The sequence below is a fragment of the Variovorax sp. J2P1-31 genome (assembly GCF_030317215.1).
GTDB lineage: Bacteria > Pseudomonadota > Gammaproteobacteria > Burkholderiales > Burkholderiaceae_C > Variovorax.
In genome coordinates this window covers 1,269,125-1,291,119 of the sequence record NZ_JASZYA010000001.1, presented here as the reverse complement: position 1 = coordinate 1,291,119, position 21,995 = coordinate 1,269,125, and the positions used below count along the sequence as shown (strand labels likewise).

The 21,995-nt window shown below is 71.4% G+C and carries 16 protein-coding genes and 1 riboswitch; of the genes, 8 read left to right on the top strand and 8 right to left on the bottom strand.

Annotation, left to right across the window (positions count from 1 at the left end):
• Positions 1-8 precede the first annotated feature (8 nt).
• Both QTI20_RS05900 and QTI20_RS05895 read left to right on the top strand, forming a co-directional pair.
• Positions 9-779, top strand: a complete 771-nt coding sequence (locus tag QTI20_RS05900) for a UDP-2,3-diacylglucosamine diphosphatase (protein WP_286549350.1) — start codon at positions 9-11, stop codon at positions 777-779.
• 10 nt (positions 780-789) lie between these two features.
• Positions 790-1,581, top strand: coding sequence for a M90 family metallopeptidase (locus QTI20_RS05895; RefSeq protein ID WP_286549351.1), 792 nt, complete (start codon positions 790-792; stop codon positions 1,579-1,581).
• A gap of 56 nt (positions 1,582-1,637) precedes the next feature.
• Here QTI20_RS05895 and QTI20_RS05890 read toward each other — a convergent pair whose 3' ends face one another.
• Both QTI20_RS05890 and QTI20_RS05885 read right to left on the bottom strand, forming a co-directional pair.
• Positions 1,638-4,493: a DUF349 domain-containing protein gene (locus QTI20_RS05890; protein WP_286549353.1), complete on the bottom strand. Its 2,856-nt coding sequence runs from the start codon at positions 4,491-4,493 to the stop codon at positions 1,638-1,640.
• Between the two features lie 94 nt (positions 4,494-4,587).
• On the bottom strand, positions 4,588-8,322 hold the full coding sequence (locus QTI20_RS05885) for a DUF748 domain-containing protein (protein ID WP_286549355.1): 3,735 nt from the start codon (positions 8,320-8,322) through the stop codon (positions 4,588-4,590).
• A 669-nt stretch (positions 8,323-8,991) separates the two neighbouring features.
• Between QTI20_RS05885 and QTI20_RS05880 the strand changes: the two genes are divergently transcribed.
• From QTI20_RS05880 to nrdR, 3 genes are all read left to right on the top strand, one after another.
• Positions 8,992-9,831, top strand: coding sequence for a lytic transglycosylase domain-containing protein (locus QTI20_RS05880; protein WP_183025627.1), 840 nt, complete (start codon positions 8,992-8,994; stop codon positions 9,829-9,831).
• Positions 9,832-9,872: 41 nt separating this feature from the next.
• A riboswitch (ZMP/ZTP riboswitch) is annotated at positions 9,873-9,998 on the top strand.
• Positions 9,999-10,050: 52 nt separating this feature from the next.
• The gene (gene glyA / locus QTI20_RS05875) at positions 10,051-11,295 is read left to right on the top strand and encodes a serine hydroxymethyltransferase (protein ID WP_286549359.1); all 1,245 of its coding nucleotides are present in this window, start codon (positions 10,051-10,053) and stop codon (positions 11,293-11,295) included.
• A 26-nt stretch (positions 11,296-11,321) separates the two neighbouring features.
• A complete protein-coding gene (gene nrdR, locus QTI20_RS05870) occupies positions 11,322-11,765 on the top strand; it encodes a transcriptional regulator NrdR (RefSeq protein WP_183025625.1) in 444 nt (147 codons plus the stop codon).
• Positions 11,766-11,775: 10 nt separating this feature from the next.
• Here nrdR and QTI20_RS05865 read toward each other — a convergent pair whose 3' ends face one another.
• Genes QTI20_RS05865 through pilV form a run of 6 tightly spaced genes read right to left on the bottom strand, consistent with a single transcriptional unit; the run spans position 11,776 to position 18,818 of the window.
• Complete coding sequence (locus QTI20_RS05865; protein ID WP_286549361.1) at positions 11,776-12,309, bottom strand: GspH/FimT family pseudopilin; 534 nt, start codon at positions 12,307-12,309, stop codon at positions 11,776-11,778.
• Entirely contained in the window at positions 12,306-12,734 is a 429-nt protein-coding gene (locus tag QTI20_RS05860; RefSeq protein WP_286549363.1) for a type IV pilin protein, read from the bottom strand. Before QTI20_RS05860 ends, QTI20_RS05865 begins: the two co-directional genes overlap by 4 nt.
• Positions 12,731-16,681: a pilus assembly protein gene (locus QTI20_RS05855; RefSeq protein ID WP_286549365.1), complete on the bottom strand. Its 3,951-nt coding sequence runs from the start codon at positions 16,679-16,681 to the stop codon at positions 12,731-12,733. Before QTI20_RS05855 ends, QTI20_RS05860 begins: the two co-directional genes overlap by 4 nt.
• Positions 16,682-16,694: 13 nt before the next feature.
• Complete coding sequence (locus QTI20_RS05850; RefSeq protein WP_286549367.1) at positions 16,695-17,327, bottom strand: pilus assembly protein; 633 nt, start codon at positions 17,325-17,327, stop codon at positions 16,695-16,697.
• Entirely contained in the window at positions 17,324-18,253 is a 930-nt protein-coding gene (locus QTI20_RS05845; protein WP_286549369.1) for a PilW family protein, read from the bottom strand. Before QTI20_RS05845 ends, QTI20_RS05850 begins: the two co-directional genes overlap by 4 nt.
• Complete coding sequence (gene pilV, locus QTI20_RS05840; protein WP_286549370.1) at positions 18,234-18,818, bottom strand: type IV pilus modification protein PilV; 585 nt, start codon at positions 18,816-18,818, stop codon at positions 18,234-18,236. The genes QTI20_RS05845 and pilV overlap by 20 nt, the downstream gene beginning before the upstream one ends.
• Positions 18,819-18,989: 171 nt before the next feature.
• Here pilV and ribD point away from each other — a divergent pair, with 171 nt between their 5' ends.
• From ribD to ribBA, 3 genes are all read left to right on the top strand, one after another.
• Complete coding sequence (ribD, locus tag QTI20_RS05835; RefSeq protein WP_286549373.1) at positions 18,990-20,120, top strand: bifunctional diaminohydroxyphosphoribosylaminopyrimidine deaminase/5-amino-6-(5-phosphoribosylamino)uracil reductase RibD; 1,131 nt, start codon at positions 18,990-18,992, stop codon at positions 20,118-20,120.
• A 64-nt stretch (positions 20,121-20,184) separates the two neighbouring features.
• Complete coding sequence (locus QTI20_RS05830) at positions 20,185-20,826, top strand: riboflavin synthase (RefSeq protein WP_286549378.1); 642 nt, start codon at positions 20,185-20,187, stop codon at positions 20,824-20,826.
• Positions 20,827-20,838: 12 nt separating this feature from the next.
• Positions 20,839-21,993, top strand: a complete 1,155-nt coding sequence (ribBA, locus tag QTI20_RS05825; RefSeq protein WP_286549381.1) for a bifunctional 3,4-dihydroxy-2-butanone-4-phosphate synthase/GTP cyclohydrolase II — start codon at positions 20,839-20,841, stop codon at positions 21,991-21,993.
• The last annotated feature ends 2 nt before the right edge of the window (positions 21,994-21,995 follow it).

The following is a 21,995-nucleotide window of genomic DNA, read 5'->3' as shown; positions in this document are numbered from 1 at the left end:
CGCGCGGCATGAGTGACCAGGCGGCTTTCGCCGAACTCGTCGCGCCCGCCGCGTGGCGCACCGTCGACCTCCTGTCCGACCTGCACCTGCAGGCGGACGAACCCGCCACCTTCGATGCGTGGCGCGGCTACCTCCAGACCACGCCGGCCGACGCGCTGTTCATCCTCGGCGACCTGTTCGAGGTCTGGATCGGCGACGACGCCACCGCCCTCCCCGGCTTCGAGGCGCGATGCGCCGAGCTGCTGCGCGAGGCGGCCGCGCGCCGCCCGGTCTTCTTCATGCACGGCAACCGCGACTTCCTGGTCGGCCCGGCCTTTGCCGCGCAGTGCGGCCTGACGCTGCTCGACGACCCGACGGTGCTGGTGCTGCACGGCCAGCGCTGGCTGCTGAGCCACGGCGACCTGCTGTGCCTGGAAGACACCGACTACCTGAAGTTCCGCGCCCAGGTGCGCGACACGGCCTGGCAGCGGTCCTTCCTCGCCCGCCCGCTCGAGGAGCGGCGCGCGCTGGCGCGTTCGATGCGCACGCAGAGCGAGGCGCGCAAGGCCACGCCCGGCATGGTCTGGGCCGATGTCGACACCGACGCGGCCCGCGAATGGCTGCAGCGTGCCGATGCGCACACGCTGGTCCACGGCCACACGCACAAGCCGGCCGAGCACGCGCTGGGCGACGGCTTGCGGCGCATCGTGCTGAGCGATTGGGATGCCGCCGCGCACCCGCCGCGCGCGCAGGTGCTGTGCCTGTCGGCCGCCGGCGCCCGGCGCGTCGACGTGCGCTGACGGCCGCGCGATGTTCAAGTGGCTCCGCGGCCTGCGTGCCGCCCCCGCCATCCCCAATGCCGCCTGGCAGGCCACGCTGGCGCGCTACCCCTTCCTGGTCCAGCCCGCCACCGCGGACGCCGCGCGGCTGCGCGCGATGGCCGCCGAGTTCCTGCGCGACAAGGAATTTCACGGCGCCCACGGCTTCGTGATCACCGACGAGGTGGCGCTGGCCGTCGCCGCGCAGGCCGTGCTGCCGGTGCTGCACCTGCGCGGCGGCCTCGACTGGTACGAGGACTTCGTCGGCATCGTGATCCACCCCTCGGAAGTGGTCGCGCAGCGCAAGACCATGGACGAGGCCGGCGTGGTGCACGAGTACGAGGAAGTCGTGGCCGGCGAGGCCATGGAGCGCGGGCCGGTGATGCTCAGCTGGCAGGACGTGCTGGCCGGCAGCCTCACGGCCGACCAGGGCTACAACGTGGTGATCCACGAATTCGCCCACAAGATCGACATGCGCGACGGCGGGGCCGACGGCTGCCCCACCCTGCCCGCGGGTTTTGCGGGCACCTCGAGCGCCCGTGAGGCCCATGCGGTTTGGATGAACGCGGTCCAACCCGCCTACGACAATTTCCGGGAGCAGGTCATCGTGGCCGAACGCTTCGGTGGCGAGCCGACCTGGCTCGACCCCTACGGCGCCACATCGCTCAGCGAATTCTTCGCCGTGGCTTGCGAGGCCTATTTCGTCAACCGCGCCCATTTCGGCCGCGATTTCCCCGAAGTGCTGCAGCTCTTCGATGCGTTCTTTCTGCCTGCACGGCCCTGACCGCATCCCCCAAACAAAAGGCGCCCCGCGGGGCGCCTTTTTCACAGCGGCAGGCCTTACTTGCGCAGCAGCGCCTTGAGCGCGTTCTGCAGCCGGCGTGCCGTGGCGGCATCGTGGGCCGAAGCCAGCACCTTGCCGGCGTCCTCGCCCCAGGTCTGCGCGGGCGTGGGGTCGCCACGCTTGGTCAGCAGCTTCAACTGCAGCGCACGGCGCGCGTCGAGCTGATCGGCGGGCGTCGGCACTTCGGCCGCCATTTCGAGGCGCAGCAGCGCTTCGCCGGCGTCGCCCGCGGCGGGCTTGGCGACGGCTTGCGTCCAGGCCGTGCGCACCGTCGGCGTCACCGCGCGACCGAGTTCCTGCACGCTGGGCAGCTGGGCCGCGTCGCGCTTTTCCCAGGCACCCAGCAGGTGCGTCAGCGCCTCGCCATGGGCCTGCGCCGCCAGCTTGCGCAGCGCGAGGTCGGCGCGCTCCAGCGCTTCGCGCTGGGCACGGAAGGCCGCATCGCCCAGGCGCGGGCCGCGGTCCTCGAAGCGCGGGGGACGGTCGCCGAAACGGCCGCCCGGGGCACCGCGGTCACCGCGATCGCCACCCGGCGCACCGGGACGCGGTCCGCGGTCGTTGGGACGGCCACCCGGGCCGCTGCGGCTGTCGCGGCGGTCGCCGAAGCGGCCGGCCGGTGCCGCGGGCTCGGCCTTGCGGCTGCCCGGACGGTCATCGCCGCGGCGCGCGGCCACCACCGGTTTGGGGGCGGGCTTCGGCGCTGCCGCGGGCACGGCGGCGGCGGCGTTGTCGCCCTCGTCGGCCAGCGCGCTGGCATCGGCGCTGCCCACGGGGGCGATCAGGTCGCCGGCCGCGGCGGGGCTGGCCGCCACCTCGGCGGACTCGTCGGCCTCGGTCGATGCGGCAGGCGCGTCGTTCTCGCCCGGCACCGGCTGGATCTGCGCACCTTCGCTGAACTCGGCCGCAGCCTGGCCAGGGGCCACGACTTCGGTCGCACCCACGGCCGGGCCGTCGGCGCTGTTCCGGGCCGGCGCCGGCGCGGGCGGCCGTGCCTCGCCGCGGATCGCGGCTTCGAGCTGCGCCACGGCGGCGCGGATCTTCTGCACGTCGCCGGTGGCGTTGGCGGCGTCCAGCGCCTTCGAGGCGTCGAGCACGTAGCGGTCGTGTTCGCTCATGGCCGCCGACGCCTTTTCGCGCTCGGTGGTCTTGCGGTTGAAGGCTTCGTCGATGGGCGCGCGGAAGGCGTCCCACAGCTTCTGTTCATGGCGGCGGTCGAGCGGCACGCCTTGCGCCTCGGCCTGCCAGCGTTGCTGCAGCGCCTTGACGGCATCGATGCGCAGCATGGGCTGGGCGCCCAGCTCGGTGGCTTCGGCGATCATGGCCTGGCGGCGTTCGACGCTCGCAGCCTGGGCGCTTTCCAGCGGCACGCGGGCGGCGCCGAAGGCTTCGTTCCACAGCGGCTGCAGTTCGGCGAACACCTTCTCGCCCACATGGCCGGCATCGCGCCAGCGGTCGGCGAACTGGTGCAGCGCGCGGTTGTGCGCCTTGAGGTCGCTGCCCGCGGCATGTTCGACCGCCCAGGCCTTGACCTCCTCGATCAGCGCCACGCGGTGCGCGCGGTGCTCGGCCGCGTCGGCACGCACCTTCTCGAGCCAGGCCTCGACCACCTTGTGGGCTTCGTTGCAGGCTTCGTCGAAACGCTTCCAGAGCGCGTGGTTCGGCACGCCGCCCTGGTCGGCCTGCTTCCACTGCTCGCGCAGCGTGCGCAGCGATTCCTGCATCTTGCGGCCGCCCAGCGCCTGGCCTTCGGGCCGCTTGAGCAGGCCTTCGGCCTTGGCCACCAGCTCTTCGCGCACCTTGTCGGCGCTCCAGCGCTGCCAGCCTTCGAGTTCGCCGGCGGCCACCAGCGCGGCATGCACGCGGGCTTCGAGCGGCGCCTCGACCAGCTTGCCGTGCTCCTTGAGCACCGCGCGCAACGCGGCGGCGGCACCGGCGCTGGCCTTGCCGTGGCCTTCGGCGGTTTCCTGCTCGAGCTTGGCCAGGGCGGCTTCGACCGTGGCCTGGGCCGCGGCGCGCTTCTCGGGGTCGACCTTGGGGCCGGCGGGCTTGGCCGGCGCGGCGGCCGCGGCCACCACCGAGGCTTCGGTCGGCAGGCCGCGCGCGGCGCGCAGTTCGTCGGCCCAGACCGGCACCGGCGGCAGCGGCGCGGCCGCATCCGCGGCGGCCGCGGCGGCCTGCGCCAGCGCGCCATGGAAGGAGTCGGAGACGACCATCAGCTGGGCCTTGGAGGCCTCGAGCTGGGGCGCGAACTTGGCGTCCAGGCTGCTCCAGTTGGCGTCGGCGGTCAGTTCGCTGGCCTGCTGCTGCCAATGCGTGACGTCGGCCTTGAGCGCTTCCTCGGCGGCCTGCGCATCGCGCCAGCCCTTGGTCGAGAGCACTTCGAAGCGTTGCGCGAGCAGCACGGCGGCCTCGCGCTGGACCTGCGCACGGTGCTGCAGGTCCTCGATGCCCTTGACCCGTTCGGCCAGTTGCACCTTGAAGCCGGCCAGCGGCTCGCGCGACAGCGGCGCGCCCGCCTTGGCGGCATCGCGCTGCCAGGCCAGCGCGTCGGCGATGTTGAGCTTGGACTGGGCCAGCAGCGCCTCGGCCTTCTGGGCCCATTCGGCGGCGATCGCTTCCTGGCCCTTGGCGCGCTTGATCTCGTCGAGCTTTTCACGCAGCAGGCGCGCGGCGCCCTTGTCGCGGCCGCTCAATTCCTTGAACACCTCCTGCATCTGCTCGGGCGAGGGGCTCGTCGCCAGCCACTCGCGGATGCGCTGCGCGCGCTCTCCGGAGGTGGGCGCGGTGAAGGCGCCGCCGGTGAGCGTATCGAGGGACTGGAGGTCTTGGTGCTTGGAGGAGGTAGAGGTCACTGCGCGCTGATCGTTTTATCGGATAGGAGGAAAGCCAAGGCGCCGGCAAAAGCCGGCGCACCCCGCCATTTTCACAGACCGGCGCTCGATCCGGTCAACGGCTCGCCAGATTCAGTTCGGCGCCGGGTTTCCAGCCGGCATCGGAGGGGTTCGTGCGCACCGCGCCGAGGAACAGGCGTTCACTCGGCAACTGCTTGGCCAGCAGGTAATCGCGGACCACGGCGCCGCGTTCGACGGCGAGCTGACGAATGGTCTCTTCGTTCACGGTGATGCCGGCGAGCAACAGATCTTCCATTTGCGGCACCGGCAGGTCTTTGGCAAGCCCGATCATATTCCGAGGCTTGGTGATGTCGGCGCGCTTGTAGACCGCGGTGAGCAAGGCCGGGTACTCGGCGTCGGTCAGCGGCGCCACTTCGGCTGCATCCTCGCCCGAGCGCGCGGCGGCCCGCCGCTTCTCGGCCTGCAGCATCTGGCGCAGGCGCTGGCGCTTGGCCGCGTCGCGCTCCTGCTCGAGGCCGGCGGTGCCGACCACGGTCAGCTGCAGCGCCGGCCGGTCGGTCAGCGCCTTGGCGACCTTGTCGAGGTTCTCCTTGGCTGCGGGCGACAGCGCGGCGCTGCCGGCGTCGAAGGCGATGGCGCTGGCTTCTCCCGCCCCGCCGCCGCCGAAGCCGCCGGTCAGCAGGCTGAAGGGCGCGGTCACGGCCTTGACGATCAGGTTGCCGATGGCCTTGAAGATCAGCGAGCCGATGCTGAACTGCGGATCGTTGAGCGAGCCGCTGATCGGCAGGTCGACGTCGATCACGCCGTTGCGGTCGGACAGCAGCGCCACGGCCAGCCGCACCGGCAGGCTGTTGGGCGCGCCCTTCACTTCCTCGCCGAACTGCAGCTGGTTGAGCACCAGCTTGTTCGCGGCCGTGAGGCGCCCCTCGGGCGTGATCTTGTAGTTGACGTCCATGCTCAGCTTGCCGCGCTCGATGCCGTGGCCCGCGTAGCGCACCGAGTACGGGGTCAGCGGCGCCAGGTCGAGGTCGCGCATCTTGGCCGTGATGTCGAGCTCCAGCGGCTTGACCAGCGGGTTGATCTTGCCGGCGATCTCGAGCGCCGCGGTCTGCTGCGCCTTGCCGCGCAATTCGAGATCGGCGAGCCCGGCCTTGTCGGAGGCGAAGGCGCTGAGCTTGCCGGTCAGCTCGCTGAGGTCGGCCGAGTAGTTGGGCTTGACGAACAGGTCGGTGAAGTCGATCTTGCCGTTGACCAGACTCATCGGGCCGAAGCGGATCAGCGGCGCCGGCCCGCCTGCGTCGGACGCGGGCGCGGCGCCATCGGCCGTCGGAACGGTCGCCGTCGTGACCGTGACGCCACCGCTCCGGCGCTGCGTGGCGGCTTCGGGTGCGGCCGCCACCTTGGCCGCCGCGGCATCGGCGTCCTGCTGCGACTTCTTCGTGAGGTTCTGCAGGTTGAGCCGGCCCGTGGGATCGACGATCACGCGGGCGAAGAAATCGGTCAGCGTGGTTTCGCGCACGTCGACCGACAGCGGCGCCTTGGGCACCATCGCCACCTGCAAACCGCGCAGGCTCAGCGCCTTCCAGCTCAGCAACTGGTTGTTGCTGCGTTCGAGGCCGGGCGAATCGGACTGGGTCAGCGAGGCGCTGTTGGCGCGGAAGTCCTCGACCGAGGTGTCGCCCGCCAGCTGCAGGTTCATGCCCGCCGGCTGGGTGGCGTAGCGCACCGTGCCGCGGTAGCTGGCGAAGGCGCGGCGGATGTCGATGTTGAGCGCTTCGGCGTAGTAGGCCTTGAAGGCATGGGCCGGGAAGGCGCTGACCTCGAGCCGGCCCTCGGCCGACAGCGGCTGCAGCACCACGTTGCCCTTGTAGTCGAAGCGGCCCGGGTCGGCCCGGCCGGCGCCGATGCGGCCCGACAGCTGCACCGGCGAGACGGTCGCGGTGTTGGGCTGGACCTTCTGCACATTGAGCTTCAAGGCCGTGATCTCGACCGCGACCGGCGCCGAGCCGGCCTTGTCGGCGTACGAGACCGCACCGCCGTCGACGGCCAGCGTGCCGATGCTCAGGCGCCAGGGCTGGGTGTTGGCGCCCGGCTGCGGCGTCGATGCCGCTTCCGGCTTGGGCGCGGCCACGCGGGCGCTGCTCTCCTTCGAACCTGCAGCCGGCGGCGTCTTGAGCCAGCGCTCGAACATCCAGCGCTTCTCGTTGTCGCGCTCGATGCGCAGCTTCGGGTTGGTGGCGGTGAAGGAGGCGATGGCCAGCGTGTGCTGGGTCATGTCGGCCTCGGCATCGACCAGCTCGAAGCGGCCCACGCTCACCAGCGCCGTCTTGGCCTGGGTCAGGGCCAGGCCGTCGGCCGCGAGGCGCCGGGCCTTGAACTTGAGCGCCGCGGGCGCGGCCCAGGCCACGTCGATCTGGCCGCTGAGCTTGCCGTCGAGGGTCGGTTCCAGGCTCTGTGCCAGGTAGGGCGCGGCCAGCGACAGCGGCAACGCCGTGACCTCGGTCTGGACGGTCGCAGCCTTGTCGGTGGCCTCGCCCGAGAACTTGAGCGCAGCGCCCGCCACCAGCGTCGAGCCGCTGAAACGCGTGGGCTTGTCCATCGGCCAGGCGATGCCGGTGGCCTCGATCGCGAGCTGGCTCACATCGACCGCGGCGGCCGGTTTCGTCGTCTCGTCGCGCCAGCCGATCTGGCCGCCGGTCAGCAGCACCTTGTCGACCTGCACCCGCAGGGGGTTCTTCTCGGCCGCCGGCGCGGCCGCGGCGCCGCTGGCCGCGGCCTTGGGCGGCGCCACCTTCTGGGTCGCGCCGGTCGCCGGATCGGTGGCCAGCAGGTTCAGCTGGCCGGCCGCATCGCGTGCCACCACCAGCTGCGGGCCGCTCAGCGCGACCTCGCCCAGATGGATCACGCCTTCGAGCGGCCGCACGTCGGTCAGCCCCAGCTTGAGCGCGTCGAAGCCCAGCAGCTCGCGCCCGCGGGCATCGGCCACGCGGGCCTTGTGCGCCTCCACCGTGCCGGTGATCTGCAGGCCGGCGGTGGCCGCGCGCTCGAAATCGATCTTCAGGTCGGCGTCGAGCGTGCCGGCCTTCAACTGGACCGGCAGGCCGGCCGGGATGTAGCCCAGGTAGGGCGCGAGGTCCAGGTCCTTGAAGCGCAGCTGCGCATCGGTCTTGCGGCTCTCGGCGAAGGGCGTCGTGAAGGCGGCCGAGTCGAAGGCGCTGCCGTTGAGCGTGAAGGCCAGCTTGGGCTCGGTCTTGATGTCACGCTTCGAATCCAGGTTGCTCAGGAAGGGCACCTTGAGCACCAGGTCGCGCAGTTCGTGCTTGCGGCCGACGGTGCGGTCGTCGAAGTCCACGCTGCCGCCGGACACGCTGATGTTGTAGACCGCGAAGCGCGCCGGATCGCTCGCGGGCTTGGCCGGTTCGCTCGCCAGCTTGGCGAGGATGTCGTCGATGTCGTACTTGCCGTCTGCCAGGTGCGTCAGGTGCACCTCGGGCGCCTCGACGCTGACCGCATCGATCACCGGCGCCAGGCGCAGCAGCGACTGCAGTTCGGCATCGACATAGATGCGGCGGATCGCCAGCTGCGGCTGGCTGCCGTCGGCCGAGGCGATGCGGAGATCGTTCAGCGCCAGCTCGAGCGTCCACGGCTTGAAATCGATCTTGCCGACCGTTACCTGGCGTCCCAGTTTCTCGGACGCGATGCGCTGCAACTGGCTCTTGGCGATGGGCGGCACCGCCAGCCAGGCCACGGCCCAGAGCACCAACACCGCCAGCACCGCGACGCCGAACCGTCGCACCCATTTGTTCTGTTTCAACGAAGCGGCATTCATCGCGCGAGTGTGCCGCAATTGGCTGTCGCCCGCGACGCACGCACATCCTGAAACAGCGGGTACGAAACGGCAGTGCGCAGCATGTCGCACTTTCGGCCGCGAACGCCTCGGCGCAACGAGAAAGCCCGGTGCAGGACTTGCTGTCTCGCACCGGGCTCGATGGCGGGCACAAGACCCATGCCATCTGGGCGCTCGGGCGGAAGTTGAATGGTTCCGCCGTCGCTGGCAGCAAGAGATTGCCGCCGTTGTTGCCTCGTCGCCGGACCGTTGGGCTTGCACCGGATGTCCGGGATGTCGGCGATGCCCGATCAGCTCGGGCAGCGTCAGATTAGGCCTTCGCGGCACGTCAGGCAACACCGTTTGTCCATCGCTTAGCACGACAAATAAGCCGAAAGTCAGCGTTTCTTTCAATCATGAAAGCATAACAACTGATATCCTTATGCTTGACCAGGTATTTGGCCACTCCTAGAATCCGCCGTCGCCCCGCGCCCCATACCGCCGCGCCGGGTCTTCTCTCTTTCCGCCGCCGAACCTGCTTCGGCTCATCAGGCTGCAGCGCACTTCCCTCCTCGCGCTGACCTGGTACGTACCAATCCAAGCGCTGTCGTTTGAATTCTCCGCCGCCCCCCAGGGCCCAGAGCTTTCAGGCGCCGCACAGAAAGGAAAACGATGAACAAGGCGTTGGAGGCCACAGCCCGCGGGCTACGGACATTCGGGTCCGACGTGGTCGACGGCTTTTTCGAGATCACGCACAACGGCTTCGCCCTGCTGGGCCTGGCCACGGTGTTCGTGGTGCTCGCATTGATGGCCCGGCCGGACTTGCGCGAAAGCGGCGAAGTCCACCTCATGAGCTGGCTGGAGTCGCGCAAGCCCGCACCGGAAGCCACGGCACTCGAGCCGAACGCGATCGACCGCACGACCGCGGCCAGCCCCAAGGACCTGCCCAAGCAGCAGGCCGCGGTGGCCTTCTGGCTGAGCAAGAAGTACCGCGTCGCGGCCGAGCCGCTGAGCGTGCTGGTGGCCGAGGCCTACCAGCTGGGCCAGCGCACCAAGCTCGATCCCACGCTGATCCTCGCGATCATGGCGGTCGAGTCCAGCTTCAACCCCTTCGCGCAGAGCCAGGTCGGTGCGCAGGGCCTGATGCAGGTCATGACCCGGGTGCACGTCGACAAGTACGAGAGCGCGGGCGGCACGCTCACCGCCTTCGACCCGATCACCAACATGCGCGTCGGCGTGAAGGTGCTGCAGGAATGCATCGCCCGCGCCGGCTCGCTGGAAGCCGGCCTGCGCTACTACGTGGGCGCGGCCAACCTCGACGACGACGGTGGCTACACCGGCAAGGTGATGGCCGAACACGAGCGGCTGCGCCTGGTGGCCGACGGCCGCTCGCTGCCGGTGACGCCGCCCGCGGCCACCCGTACCCAGCCGATCCCGATCGTGGCGCCGGCCCCGGCCGCCAAGCCCGAGGTCGCGCCGCCGCAGAAGGTGGCGCTGCTCGCGGCCTCCTGATCGGCCCTGCGCCGGCCCGGCCGGCGACGCTGGGCTACACTCGCGAGGTACGCGACTGGCGATAGGTGCCATCCCTCTTCTTGCTGCGGATGGCGCTGACGTGGAATACCACTGGGAAGCGTGCCGCCCGGCCTCCGGGCGATCAGCCGTTCGCCTGGGCAGCCCTTGTTGTTTCATCTCAGAAGAACAGACAAGGACCACCGTCTTCAAAGGACTGCCATGTACCACCGCGACATCCTGGTCGAACAGACCGACCCCGAAATCTGGGCTGCGATCCAAGCCGAGAACGCACGCCAGGAACACCACATCGAACTGATCGCCAGCGAGAACTACGCCTCGCCGGCCGTGATGCAGGCCCAGGGCTCGCAGCTCACCAACAAGTACGCCGAAGGCTACCCGGGCAAGCGCTACTACGGCGGTTGCGAGCATGTGGACGTGGCCGAGCAGCTGGCCATCGACCGCGTCAAGCAGATCTTCGGCGCCGACGCCGCCAACGTACAGCCCCATTGCGGCGCCTCGGCCAACGAAGCCGTGATGCTGGCCTTCCTCAAGCCCGGCGACACCATCATGGGCATGAGCCTGGCCGAAGGCGGCCACCTGACCCACGGCATGCCGCTGAACATGAGCGGCAAGTGGTTCAACGTGGTGAGCTACGGCCTGGACGCCAACGAAGCCATCGACTACGACGCGATGGAGCGCAAGGCGCACGAGCACAAGCCCAAGCTGATCATCGCGGGCGCCTCGGCCTACTCGCTGCACATCGACTTCGAGCGCTTCGCCAAGGTGGCCAAGGACGTCGGCGCGATCTTCATGGTCGACATCGCCCACTACGCCGGCCTGGTGGCCGCGGGCGTGTACCCCAACCCGGTGCCGCATGCCGACATCGTGACCTCGACCACCCACAAGAGCCTGCGCGGCCCGCGCGGCGGCATCATCCTGATGAAGTCGCAGCACGAGAAGGCGATCAACAGCGCGATCTTCCCCGGCCTGCAGGGTGGCCCGCTGATGCACGTGATCGCCGCCAAGGCGGTCGCGTTCAAGGAAGCCATGACGCCCGAGTTCAAGGCCTACCAGCAACAGGTGGTCAAGAACGCCCAGATCGTGGCCGAGACGCTGACCGCACGCGGCCTGCGCATCGTGAGCGGACGCACCGAAAGCCACGTGATGCTGGTCGACCTGCGCGCCAAGGGCATCACCGGCAAGGAAGCCGAAGCGGTGCTGGGCGCGGCCCACATGACGATCAACAAGAACGCGATCCCCAACGATCCCGAGAAGCCGATGGTGACCAGCGGCGTGCGCATCGGCACGCCGGCCATGACCACGCGCGGCTTCAAGGACGAGGAAGCGCGCCTGACGGCCAACCTGGTGGCGGACGTGCTCGAGAACCCGCGCGATGCGGCGAACATCGATGCCGTGCGCGCCAAGGTGCACGCGCTGACGAGCCGGTTCCCGGTCTACCGTTGAGCTGTTCCGCCTAGGCCGCCCGCAGCATGAAGTGTCCGTTCTGCGGCCATGCCGAGACCCAGGTCGTCGAGACCCGGGTTTCGGAAGACGGCGACTTCGTGCGCCGCCGTCGCCAGTGCGGCGACTGCGACAAGCGCTTCACCACCTACGAACGGCCGGACGTCAACTTCCCGGTCGTGGTCAAGAAGGACGGCAGCCGCGCCGACTTCGACTCCAAGAAGGTGCGCGCCTCGATGATGCTGGCGCTGCGCAAGCGGCCGGTGAGCATCGAGCAGATCGACGGCGCGCTGCTGCGCATCGACCAGCGCCTGCTGTCCAGCGGCCTGCGCGAGATCGACTCGACCAAGGTCGGCGAACTCGTGATGCGCGAACTCAAGAAGCTCGACAAGGTGGCCTACGTGCGCTTCGCCTCGGTCTACCGCAGCTTCGAGGACGTGGACGAGTTCCGGCAGCTGCTGCGGGACATCTGAGTCCTCGTTGTCAGCGCTGGCTGCCGCAGCGCCCCAGGCCGCAATCGCCGGCCTTGTCGGGGTCGCACAGCTTGGGCCGGCCCGACGCCGGGATCACGATCGAACGGCGCCGCCCGGTCTCGGCCCTGAGGGTCAGGCAGCCCAGCGCGTTGATGCCCTTGCTGCCGCCGGCGAAGCCGTTGGCGTCGTAGCGGACCGCGCGGTCGAAGCCGTTCCCCAGCGTGTCGACCGCCACCCCTTCGCGCAAGGGCTCGAAGCGCCGCAGGCTCGTGGTCTCGCCGCCCTGCCGGACCTGCACCTGCCAGCCGCTGCCCCAGTCGCGCTCCAGCGGCACCACGCTGACGCTCTGCGAGCGCCGTAGCGCCTCGGTGCGCGCCAGGCTCAGCGCGGCGAGGAAGTCGCCGGTGCCGGCCGCCAGCCGCTGGTTCAGCAGCAGGCCGCGAAAGCCCGGGACGGCCAGCATCGCCAGCACGGCGAGCAGCACCAGCACCACCAGCATTTCGACCATCGTGAAACCCCCGTCGCCGCGCGTGGGCCTGGTCATGGCCAGCACGCACGCGGCGATGCCGTGCCGCTGCAGCCCTTCTCGCCCCGGCTGTCCAGCCAGAGCGAGCGGACCTGCGGGTCGGAGAAGCCGCTCCGCAGCGAAGCCTGCAGCCGGATGCAGCGCCGCGCATCGGGCTGCCCTTCGCAGGGGTCGAGGGTCAGCGTGTAGCGGCCGGCACCCGCGCCCAGGCCCGAGTCGCTGGCGAAGACCGTGTCGCGGTAGCGTGCGCGCTGGGTGTAGAAACGTTCCTGCTGCTGCATCTCCTGCAGCAGCGCGGCGCGCGCCTCGGCACGCCAGCCCTTGCGCACCGCGTCGAGGTAGGAGGGATAGGCGATTGCCGCGAGGATGGCAATGACGACCAGGGCGATCATCAGCTCGATCATCGTGAAGCCCCGGACCGTGGCGGCGGTGCCGCGCCTCATGGCTTCAGCTCCTTGAAGTCGAGCACCCGGCGCCAGTTCAGGCGCCCCGCCACGCGGCTGACCTTGCCGCCGGCGAGCGGCCGGTCGATGGACACGGCCGGGCCGCTGCCCGTCCCGGTGCCGATGCTGACGACCTCGAGCTTGCGCGTGTCGGTGCGGCGCCCGAAGGCGTCGGTCCGGCTGAAGGCGCCATCGCCCGCCTGCAGCACCAGCGGCGCGCCGGGCATGCCGACCGTCGAGGGGATGCAGGTCGGGCCCTCCGACAGGCCGGTCATCGCATTCACCGCGCAGCTGTGGCCGCCACCGCCCGCGCCGCAGGCGTCGGGGTGGGGGATCAGCGTGTTGAAGAACAGGTAGCCGTCGCTCAGCACCATGCGTGACACCTGGCGCTCGCCCCGCGCCTCGGCGTCCGGCAGGTCGAAGTACCAGCCGCGTCGCGAGGCGCCGCCCGCGGCGTAGGGACCGAAAGCGAAGGCATCGCCCGTGACCGTGAAGCGCGTGCCTTCGGCCGCCACGCGGCGGCCCTGCAGCTGCGTGCGGGCGCCCTCGTCCGGCAGGGGCGACCCGCTGTCCTGGACCGCATAGATCGACTGCGCGGCACGGCTGCCCAGATCGTCGGGCTCGACGAACTTCCCGGTGCCGAACAGCAGGATCGCCCCGCCGCCGGGCCCTCGGCCGACCTCCGGCGCGACGGTGATGGGCTGGCGCCGGCCCGCCGCGTCCCACGCGACCATCAGCGGCGCGCCGGCGAAGGCCAGCGCGTTGGCGGCCGTCCAGGGTGCGTCCTGCGCGAAGTCGAACTTCCACACATTGCCCTGGGTGTCGCCGGCGTAGAGCGCGCGGGTGGCACCGTCCGCGCCCGCCTGGTCGCCGACCGGGCCGAGGGCGTTGGGCAGCGTGTGCTCGGCCGGCGGCGGCAGCACGATCTTGTGGTAGTTGCGCCCCAGGGCCCAGGCCTCGCCGGGCGCCTTGTCGAGCGCCAGCAGGAACAGCGCGCCGGCGCCGCGTGGATGGCCGTTGTTGAAGCCCGAGGGCAGCACCGCGAACCAGCGGTAGGCGGCCGGCCGGCCCCGCTGCGCCGCCGCCGTGCGCAGGCGCAGCAAGCGCGGCGCCTGCGTCACGTGGCCGATGTCGGGATCGTCCGCGTCGGTGAATTCCCAGCGCACCTGCGATGCGGAGAACTGCTCGGGCCGGCTCACGTCGAGCGCGAACACGCCGCGCGCGCCGCCGCCCAGGCCCGACACCAGCATCGTCCGCCAGGTGCCATCGGCATCCTGGACCTCGCCCGCGGCCGGACTGCCGTCGACGAAAGGCTGGTGCACATAGGCGGGCGCGGTGTAGGCCGCGAGCCTGGCCGACACCGCGCGCGGCACATAGGCGAAGAGCTCGCTGCCGTCGTCGGCTGCAAAGGCATGCAGCATGCCGTCGTTGGCGCCGACGTACACCGCGGCCCGCCGCCCCCGGTGCGCGGCCAGGAAGTCCGCATAGCCCGGCCCCTGCAGCGCGGCACTGGGCGGGCCGACCCACAACGGCGTGGCGTTGACGACGTCGCCCATCACCGAGCCGCGCGCGCGGAAGACGCCGCCCCCGCCAGCGCCTTCGGCCTCGCGACTGCGCTCGCCGCGCAGGTAGGCGACCCGGGCCTCGCCCAGGCCGTCGGCCTCGCCGTCGGGCGCGAACGGCGCCCGGTCCAGGGCCGCGGCCAGCACGGCGTCGCTGCGCAGCTCGCGCCACAGGAACTCGACGCCCTGCCCGCTGCCGCGCTGGGTGAAGATGCGCCGGCTCGCGGGATCGCGGGGTGCCAGCGGCGGCACCGCGGCCGGATTGCCGCTGAGCCGCTCGCCCGCGTCCCAGGTGGGCGTCGCGCCCGGGCTCAGCCCGCCCTGGTCGGGGTCGTAGCGCAGCGGGTAGGCCAGCAGCGAGCCGGACCCGTTGCTGCTGTCGAGCTGCGGCACGTAGAGCTGCGTGCCGCCGCGGGTGACGCGGTCGCTCGCCACCGCGCCGCCCGCGGTGCTGCCGCTGGCGGCAGCGGCATGGCGGAAGATGCCTCGGATCGCCGCGATCATGGCCCGCGGCTGGCTCGCGAGGAAGTAGCTCGCGGGCTTCGGGAGACCGTCGTCGTCGACGCCCGCGGCCCACTCCGCGTTCGACACCACCTCGTCGTCGCCCGCGCCGCGGACCGTGACGAAGGGGTTGCCGTCGTCGTTGCGGTCGTCGAAACCGCCGTACTTGGCCGCCAGGTAGTAGGCGCTGCCCCGCTGGGCCTGGCGCAGCGTGCCGTCGCCCCGCTCGTCGACGTCGATGGCGTAGGTCTTCACGCGCAGCGCCGGATGGTCGTCGCGGATCCGCTGGGTGCGCGCCCAGTAGGCCAGCCCGGCCCAGGCCAGCGAGCCGGCGTCGGCGCCCGTGGCGAGCGTGGCCATGCTGCGCGAGCCGATGGGGGTCCCGCTGCGGAAGGCGAAGGCGCGCGGGCCATCCGCGTTGCCGCGCGTGCGCAGGCCGGCCTTGCCCGAGGGGTGGGTGTAGGCCAGCGACTCGTCGTTCTCGAAGGCGCCGACGATGCGGCTCCACTGGGCGGCGTCGGGCTCCAGGTGGGCGGGGTCGGGGCTGCGGAAGCCGCCCGGCCAACCGTCGAGCCCGTCGTTGCGCAGGCCCGGCAGCGACTGGTCGTGGTGCGTGTAGAGGTCGCCGATGGCCAGCACGTGGTTGCGCTGGCAGCCCTCGACCACCGGATCCCAGCGCGCGCGTTCGCCCAGGCCCCAGTGGCGGGTCTGGTTGTAGACCGGGAAGCCGTCCTTCATGGCCGGCGTCATGCCCGCCGTGGCCTGGGGCGACGGCGGCTGTCCCTGCAGGTAGCGCAGCGACTCGTAGTACAGCTCGCCGACCGGGTCCAGCCCCTTGTAGCTGCCGGCCACCGGCCCGGTGCGTCCGAACTGGTTGAGGTAGTTCACCACGCCGCTCAGGCCCTCCTCCGCGGCCAGCGGGTTGCGCACGAACACGCCGGTCCGGGCGTCCCATTCGGCCGCCTCGTTGGCAATCTTCTCGAAGCGGGCGTCCTGCCCGCTCGGGCCGGCGAACTTCATCGGCACGCGCAGCACGCCGCCGTAGCGCGCATTGCGGTTGTCCATCAGGTAGCCGAAGGCGGCGAAGCGCATCCGGTCGGCATAGGTCTGGATGGCGCCGACGGGTTTGGCATGGCCGCTGGGATAGCCGAAGCAGAGATCGCTGCGCCGTATGCCCTCGGTGCCGCCGCAGACCTGCACCCGCGCCAGGTACGGCGCCGCGCCGCCCGGCCCGTGGGCCTGGTTGGCGCCGGGCGCGCCGCACTGGCCGGTGCTCGCGCTGCCGACGAACAGCAGGTTGCGGCAACTGGCGATGCGCAGGCTGCCGCCGGCCTTCACCTGGCCGCGCGCCACCAGCGGCGTGAGCCGGTCGAGCTGCCCGCTGAGCGTGCGGGCCGGGAAGTAGCGGGCCGAGTTGTAGAAATCGTCGCGCAGCACGGCCCGCTGCAGCACGGTCGCGCTGGCGGTGTCGACCACCCGGTCGCCGCCGGTCATCGCATAGCGCAGCATGTCGATGGCCGAGGAGGCGGCCCAATTGAGCATGTTGCCGCTCCACTGGTCGGCACAGGCGATGCCTTCGCCGTCCTGGCGTGCGTCGGCGCTGCGCCGGAAATAGCCGTCGGCCACGGCGTAGTCGTAGCAGCCCAGCGGGTCCCAGTAGCCGACGTAGGTGGTGCGGATGTCGAAGGCGCCGCGGTAGGCCGCGCCGGTGGTCGGGAATTCGACCGACAGGTCGAGCACCATGTTCGGCTTCACGCGCGCGGCGCGGGCGAACAGCGGCTCGGCCGCCAGCGCCACCTCGGGCGGGCGTGGCGGCGCCTCGGCTTGCGCGGCGCAGGCCAGGCCCACGCCACAGGCGACGAGGAGGCGTCGAAGAAGGCACATCGGAACTCCCTGCTCATGGACAGCCGGGGCTGACCGTGGGTTTGTAGAGGGTGGTCTGCAGCATCACTTGCGTGCGCGGGTCGACGCCGTGGCCCACCGCGGTCACGCGGAACACATGGCCGAGGCTGCCGGCGCCCGCGCCCTGCAGCCGCCGGGGCTCCCAGCCGCCGTTGTGGCGCACCGCCTCGACGATGTAGCGCGGCAGGTGGGCCGGCACCGCGCCCCGGTCGTCGCCTGACCCATAGGCCTGGCCGGTGAAATGCCCGTAGGGCACGGCGACGGCGCTGGCCGGCGACAGGTCGGCCGCGATCCAGGCGGGCGTCTCGCCCGGCGCGGCCGCGGCGCACAGGCCCAGCGCCCGGCCGCTGCCGCAGCCCGCGGCGAAGGCGGCGACGTCCTGGTGCTGGAACAGGCACAGGCGCTCGGCGGCGTCGGTGTTGGGCCCGAGCACGTCGCGCTCGGCATCGGCCAGCGCGGCCTCGGCGGCCTGCAGGGCAATCTCGGTGTCGCGGTCGCTGCGGACCATCGCCTCCTGGACCAGCGTCAGCCGCGCGGCCGCCACGCCCAGCAGGCTGACCGTCCCCAGCAGGAGCAGCACCACGATCAGCGAAAAGCCGTGCGGCAGGTGACGCCGGCGCCGGTTCATGCCGGCGCCCGGACCACGTTGCGCAGCATCAGCGTGAAGCTTGTGGTGGCGCGCAAGCGGCCATCGGCGGGCGGCACGAAGGACGCCTCGCGCGCGAACGCGGCGCCCAGCGGCATCAGCGCGTCGCGCGCGCCGACCGTGTTCGCGATGTCGGCATGGGTCCGTGCACCGCGCACCACCAGGCCCACGCGCACCGCGACGACCTTGCGCCACTCGACCGTCGACGCCACGCCGGTCGCCCGCGCGAGTTCGTCGATGGCCTGGGCATCGATCCAGCGCTCGGGCACGCTGTCGCCGTCGGCATCGTGGCCGAACACCACCTTGAAACGCTCCACGCCGCGCGCGATGGGCTGGGCGTGGAAGCGCTCACCGGCGTCCGCGTCGACCGCGCGCCGCTTGCAGTAGAGCTCGGGCTCGCCGTCGGCGGCGCGTGCCACGTAGAAGAAGCTCCAGGCGCGCGCGTTCCCGCTCACCGGCTGGCCGAGACAGTCGATGGTGGTGGTGTCGACCGCCTCGCCGCCAGGCAGGTTGCGGCCGAAAAAGCGCAAGCGCAGCGAATCGTTGGCCGCCACGGGGTCGCTGCCATGCACACCCGCGCTGTCGCCCGTGCCGGGGACGCTCGCGCGGGTCGCGCCGAACACCGGCAGGTCCGCGAGCTCCGCCGGCGCCGCGGCCGGCGTCCCGTCGCCGGCATCGGTCGTGTAGTCGACATAGCCGGCCTGCCGGACCACGTTCTGCAACACGTAGCGCGCGTAACGCATCGTGTCGTGCACCTGCTGGACCTCGGCCTGGGTGTCGAACAGCTTGCGGGCCGCGAGAAAGGCCGTGCTCGCGGCGAGCACCAGCACCCCAGCGATGGCCAGCGCGACCATCAGCTCCACCAGCGTGACGCCACGCTGGCGCGACTCAGAAGCCGGCCGGCACATGGCCATCCTCCCCGCGACCTGGAACCACCTGCAGCACCAGTTGCGGCGCCCGCGCGCGGCCCTCGGCCTCTACGCCGCGGCCGGTGCGCGGCGCCCAGCCCAGCTTCAGCGCGAGGGTGCGGCCGCTGCCGCTGCAGGCCCAGGCGTCCTCGTCGCCCGATGCGAAGGCGTCGTCGAAGCAGACCACGAGCCGCGCCTCGGGCAGCGCGGCGCGCACGCGGCCGGCCCATTCGTGGAGGTCCCAGGCGGCCAGCTGCGCGGCGTTGCAGGCACGGTCGCCCACGCAGGCCGGATCGGCGTCGGGGACGGCATCGTCGGCGCCGAGCGCGAGGAGGTAGGGGTTCGCCGCATGGTTGCGCGCCGCGAGCTGCGGCTGGTTGCGCAGCTTTTCCGACAGGTCGCGCGCCAGATCGACCGCCGCGCCGAAGGTGGCCGATTCGTTGGCGCTGCGCAGCGAACCCAGCAGCAGGCCCGCCGTGCCCAGCAGCCCCACGCCGAGCACGATCACCGAGACCAGCACCTCGAGCAGGGAAAAGCCCGCGGCCGGACGCCTGGAACACGCCATGTCTTGATGCCTCCCTGAAGGCCTGCGATCGGCGCCGGATGTGTCCCGTGCGTCCGTCGAAGTGCGAGCAGTCTAGGTTTGGCGTCCCGCGCATGGGCCGCCGTCCATCCCTCATGCGCGACCACTCGTATGATTCGCCGGCGCGCCGCGCGCCCTCGCCACACTCTGCCCATGCCCTCCTCCTCCCTCGACGCGCAACACATCGCGCATGCCCAGCGGCTGGCCTCCGAAGCCCGCCTGCTGACCGATCCGAATCCGCGCGTCGGCTGCGTGCTGGTCGCGCCTTCCGGCGAAGTGATCGGCAGCGGCCACACCCAGCGCGCCGGCGGCCCGCATGCCGAGGTGATGGCGCTGCGCGACGCCGCGGCGCGTGGGCTGTCGGTGGCCGGCGCCACGGCCTATGTGACGCTCGAACCCTGCGCCCACCATGGCCGCACGGGCCCCTGCTGCGATGCGCTGGTCGCGGCCGGCATCGGCCGCGTCGTGGCCTCGATCGCCGACCCGAACCCGCTGGTCGCGGGCCAGGGCTTCGAGCGGCTGCGCGCGGCCGGCGTGGCGGTCGAGGTCGGCCCCGAGGCCGAGGCGACGCGCGAGCTCAACATCGGCTTCTTCAGCCGCATGGTCCGCAAGACGCCCTGGGTGCGGCTCAAGACCGCGGCCTCGCTCGACGGCAAGACCGCGTTGTCGAACGGCGTGAGCCAGTGGATCACCTCGGCCGAGGCCCGCGCCGACGGCCACGCCTGGCGCGCCCGCGCCAGCGCCGTGCTGACCGGCGTCGGTACGGTGATCGACGACGATCCGCGCCTGGACGTGCGGCTGGTCGAGACGCCGCGCCAGCCGCACCTGGTGATCGTCGACAGCCGGCTGCAGACCCCGCCCGGCGCCAGGCTGTTCGACGTGCCCGGCCGCCAGGTCTGGATCTACGCCGCGCAGCCCGACGCCGACCGGGCCGCGGCCTTGACGGCGCGCGGCGCGACCATCGTCCAGCTGCCCAACGCCGACGGCAAGGTCGACCTGGGCGCGATGCTGCACGACCTGGCGCGGCGCGAGGTCAACGAACTGCACGTCGAGGCCGGACACAAGCTCAACGGCTCGCTGCTGCGCGAAGGCCGGGTCGACGAGTTGCTGGTCTACCTGGCGCCCAAGCTAATCGGCGACGGCCTCGAGATGGCCAGCCAGCCCTTCGCCGGCGGCCCGCTGAGCGCGCTGAGCGGCGCGCTGCCACTCGAATTCCGCTCTGTGGAACGCTTCGGGCCCGACCTGCGCATCGTGGCCCGCGTCGCCGGCCGGGACGCTTTCTGAGGCCGAATCGCCCGGCCGCGGGCGCGCGCCGCCGAAGGCCCGCGTTCTCTGCGAAAATGCGGGGATGTTCACCGGCATCATCACCGGCGTGGGGCGCATCGCCGCCGTACGCAACCTCGGAAGCTCCTCCTCGCACGGCAAGCGCCTCAGCATTGCCACGCCGCCCGGCTACCTCGATGACGTCGGCCTCGGCGACAGCATCGCGCTCAACGGCGCCTGCATGACCGTGACCACGCTCGATCCCGCGCAGCAGCAGTTCACCATCGACATTTCCGTCGAATCGCTGGACAAGACCGCCGGCCTGGCCGAAGAAAGCACCCAGGTCAACCTTGAGAAGGCGCTGCGCGCCAGCGACCGCCTGGGCGGCCACATCGTGTCGGGCCATGTCGACGGCATCGGCACGGTGCGCCGCTTCGCGCCGGTCGGCGAGAGCTGGGAGCTGCGCGTGCTCGCGCCGCCGGCGCTGGCCCGCTTCCTGGCCTACAAGGGCTCGATCACCGTGAACGGCGTGAGCCTCACGGTCAACAGCGTGAGCGATGCGGTCGACGGCAGCGAGATCAGCATCAACCTGATCCCGCACACGGTGGAAAACACCTCGCTCGGAACCCTGCGCGAAGGCAGCCGCGTGAACCTCGAAATCGATACCGTCGCTCGCTATGTCGAGCGCATGCTCCAGGCCGGGATGCTTCCGGCCGCAACCTCCTGAACCGCACACGCCATGAACGCATCCGTCACCCCCATCGCGGGCAACCGCACCGGCCGGGCACCCGCCCCCATCTCCTCGGTCGAGGAAATCGTCGCCGACATGGCCGCCGGCCGCATGGTCATCCTGGTCGACGAGGAAGACCGTGAGAACGAGGGCGACATCGTGCTCGCGGCCGACCACGTGACGCCCGAAGCCATCAACTTCATGGCGCGCTACGCCCGCGGCCTGATCTGCCTCACGCTGTCGCGCGAGATGTGCGAACGCCTCAACCTGCCGCCCATGGTGGCGCGCAACGGTGCCCAGCACTCGACCGCCTTCACGGTCTCGATCGAAGCCGCCGAGGGCGTGACCACCGGCATCTCCGCGGCCGACCGCTCGCGCACCGTGCAGGCTGCGGTGGCGCGCAATGCGGTGGCGGCCGACCTGGTCCAGCCCGGCCACATCTTCCCGCTGCAGGCGGTCGACGGCGGCGTGCTGATGCGCGCCGGCCACACCGAAGCCGGCTGCGACTTCGCCACCATGGCCGGCTGCTCGCCCGCCTCGGTGATCTGCGAAGTGATGAACGAAGACGGCACGATGGCGCGCCTGCCCGACCTGCAGCTGTTCGCGGCCGAGCACGGCCTGAAGATCGGCACCATCGCCGCGCTGATCGAGCACCGCAGCCGCACCGAGACGCTGGTCCACAAGGTCGGCTGCCGCGAGATCGAGACCACCTGGGGCCGCTTCACCGCCCATGCCTTCCAGGACAAGCCCAGCAACGGCGTGCACCTGGCACTGGTGCGCGGCAGCTGGGGCGCCGACGAGACCGTGGCCGTGCGCGTGCACGAGCCGCTGTCGGTGCTCGACGCGCTCGAGATCAACCGCTCGCTGCATTCCTGGAGCCTCGACGCCAGCCTGGCCTACATCGCGAAGCAGGACAAGGGCGTCGCGATCCTGCTGAACTGCGGTGAATCCGCGGCCGAGCTGCTGGCCCAGTTCGACGGCACCGCGCGTCCGGCCCAGGCGCCCGAACGCGGCCGCATGGACCTGCGCAGCTACGGCGTGGGCGCGCAGATCCTGCGCGAATGCGGCGTGCACAAGATGCAACTGCTGGGCACGCCGCGCCGCATGCCCAGCATGGCGGCCGGCTACGGCATCGAAATCACCGGCTACATCCACAAGGACTGACA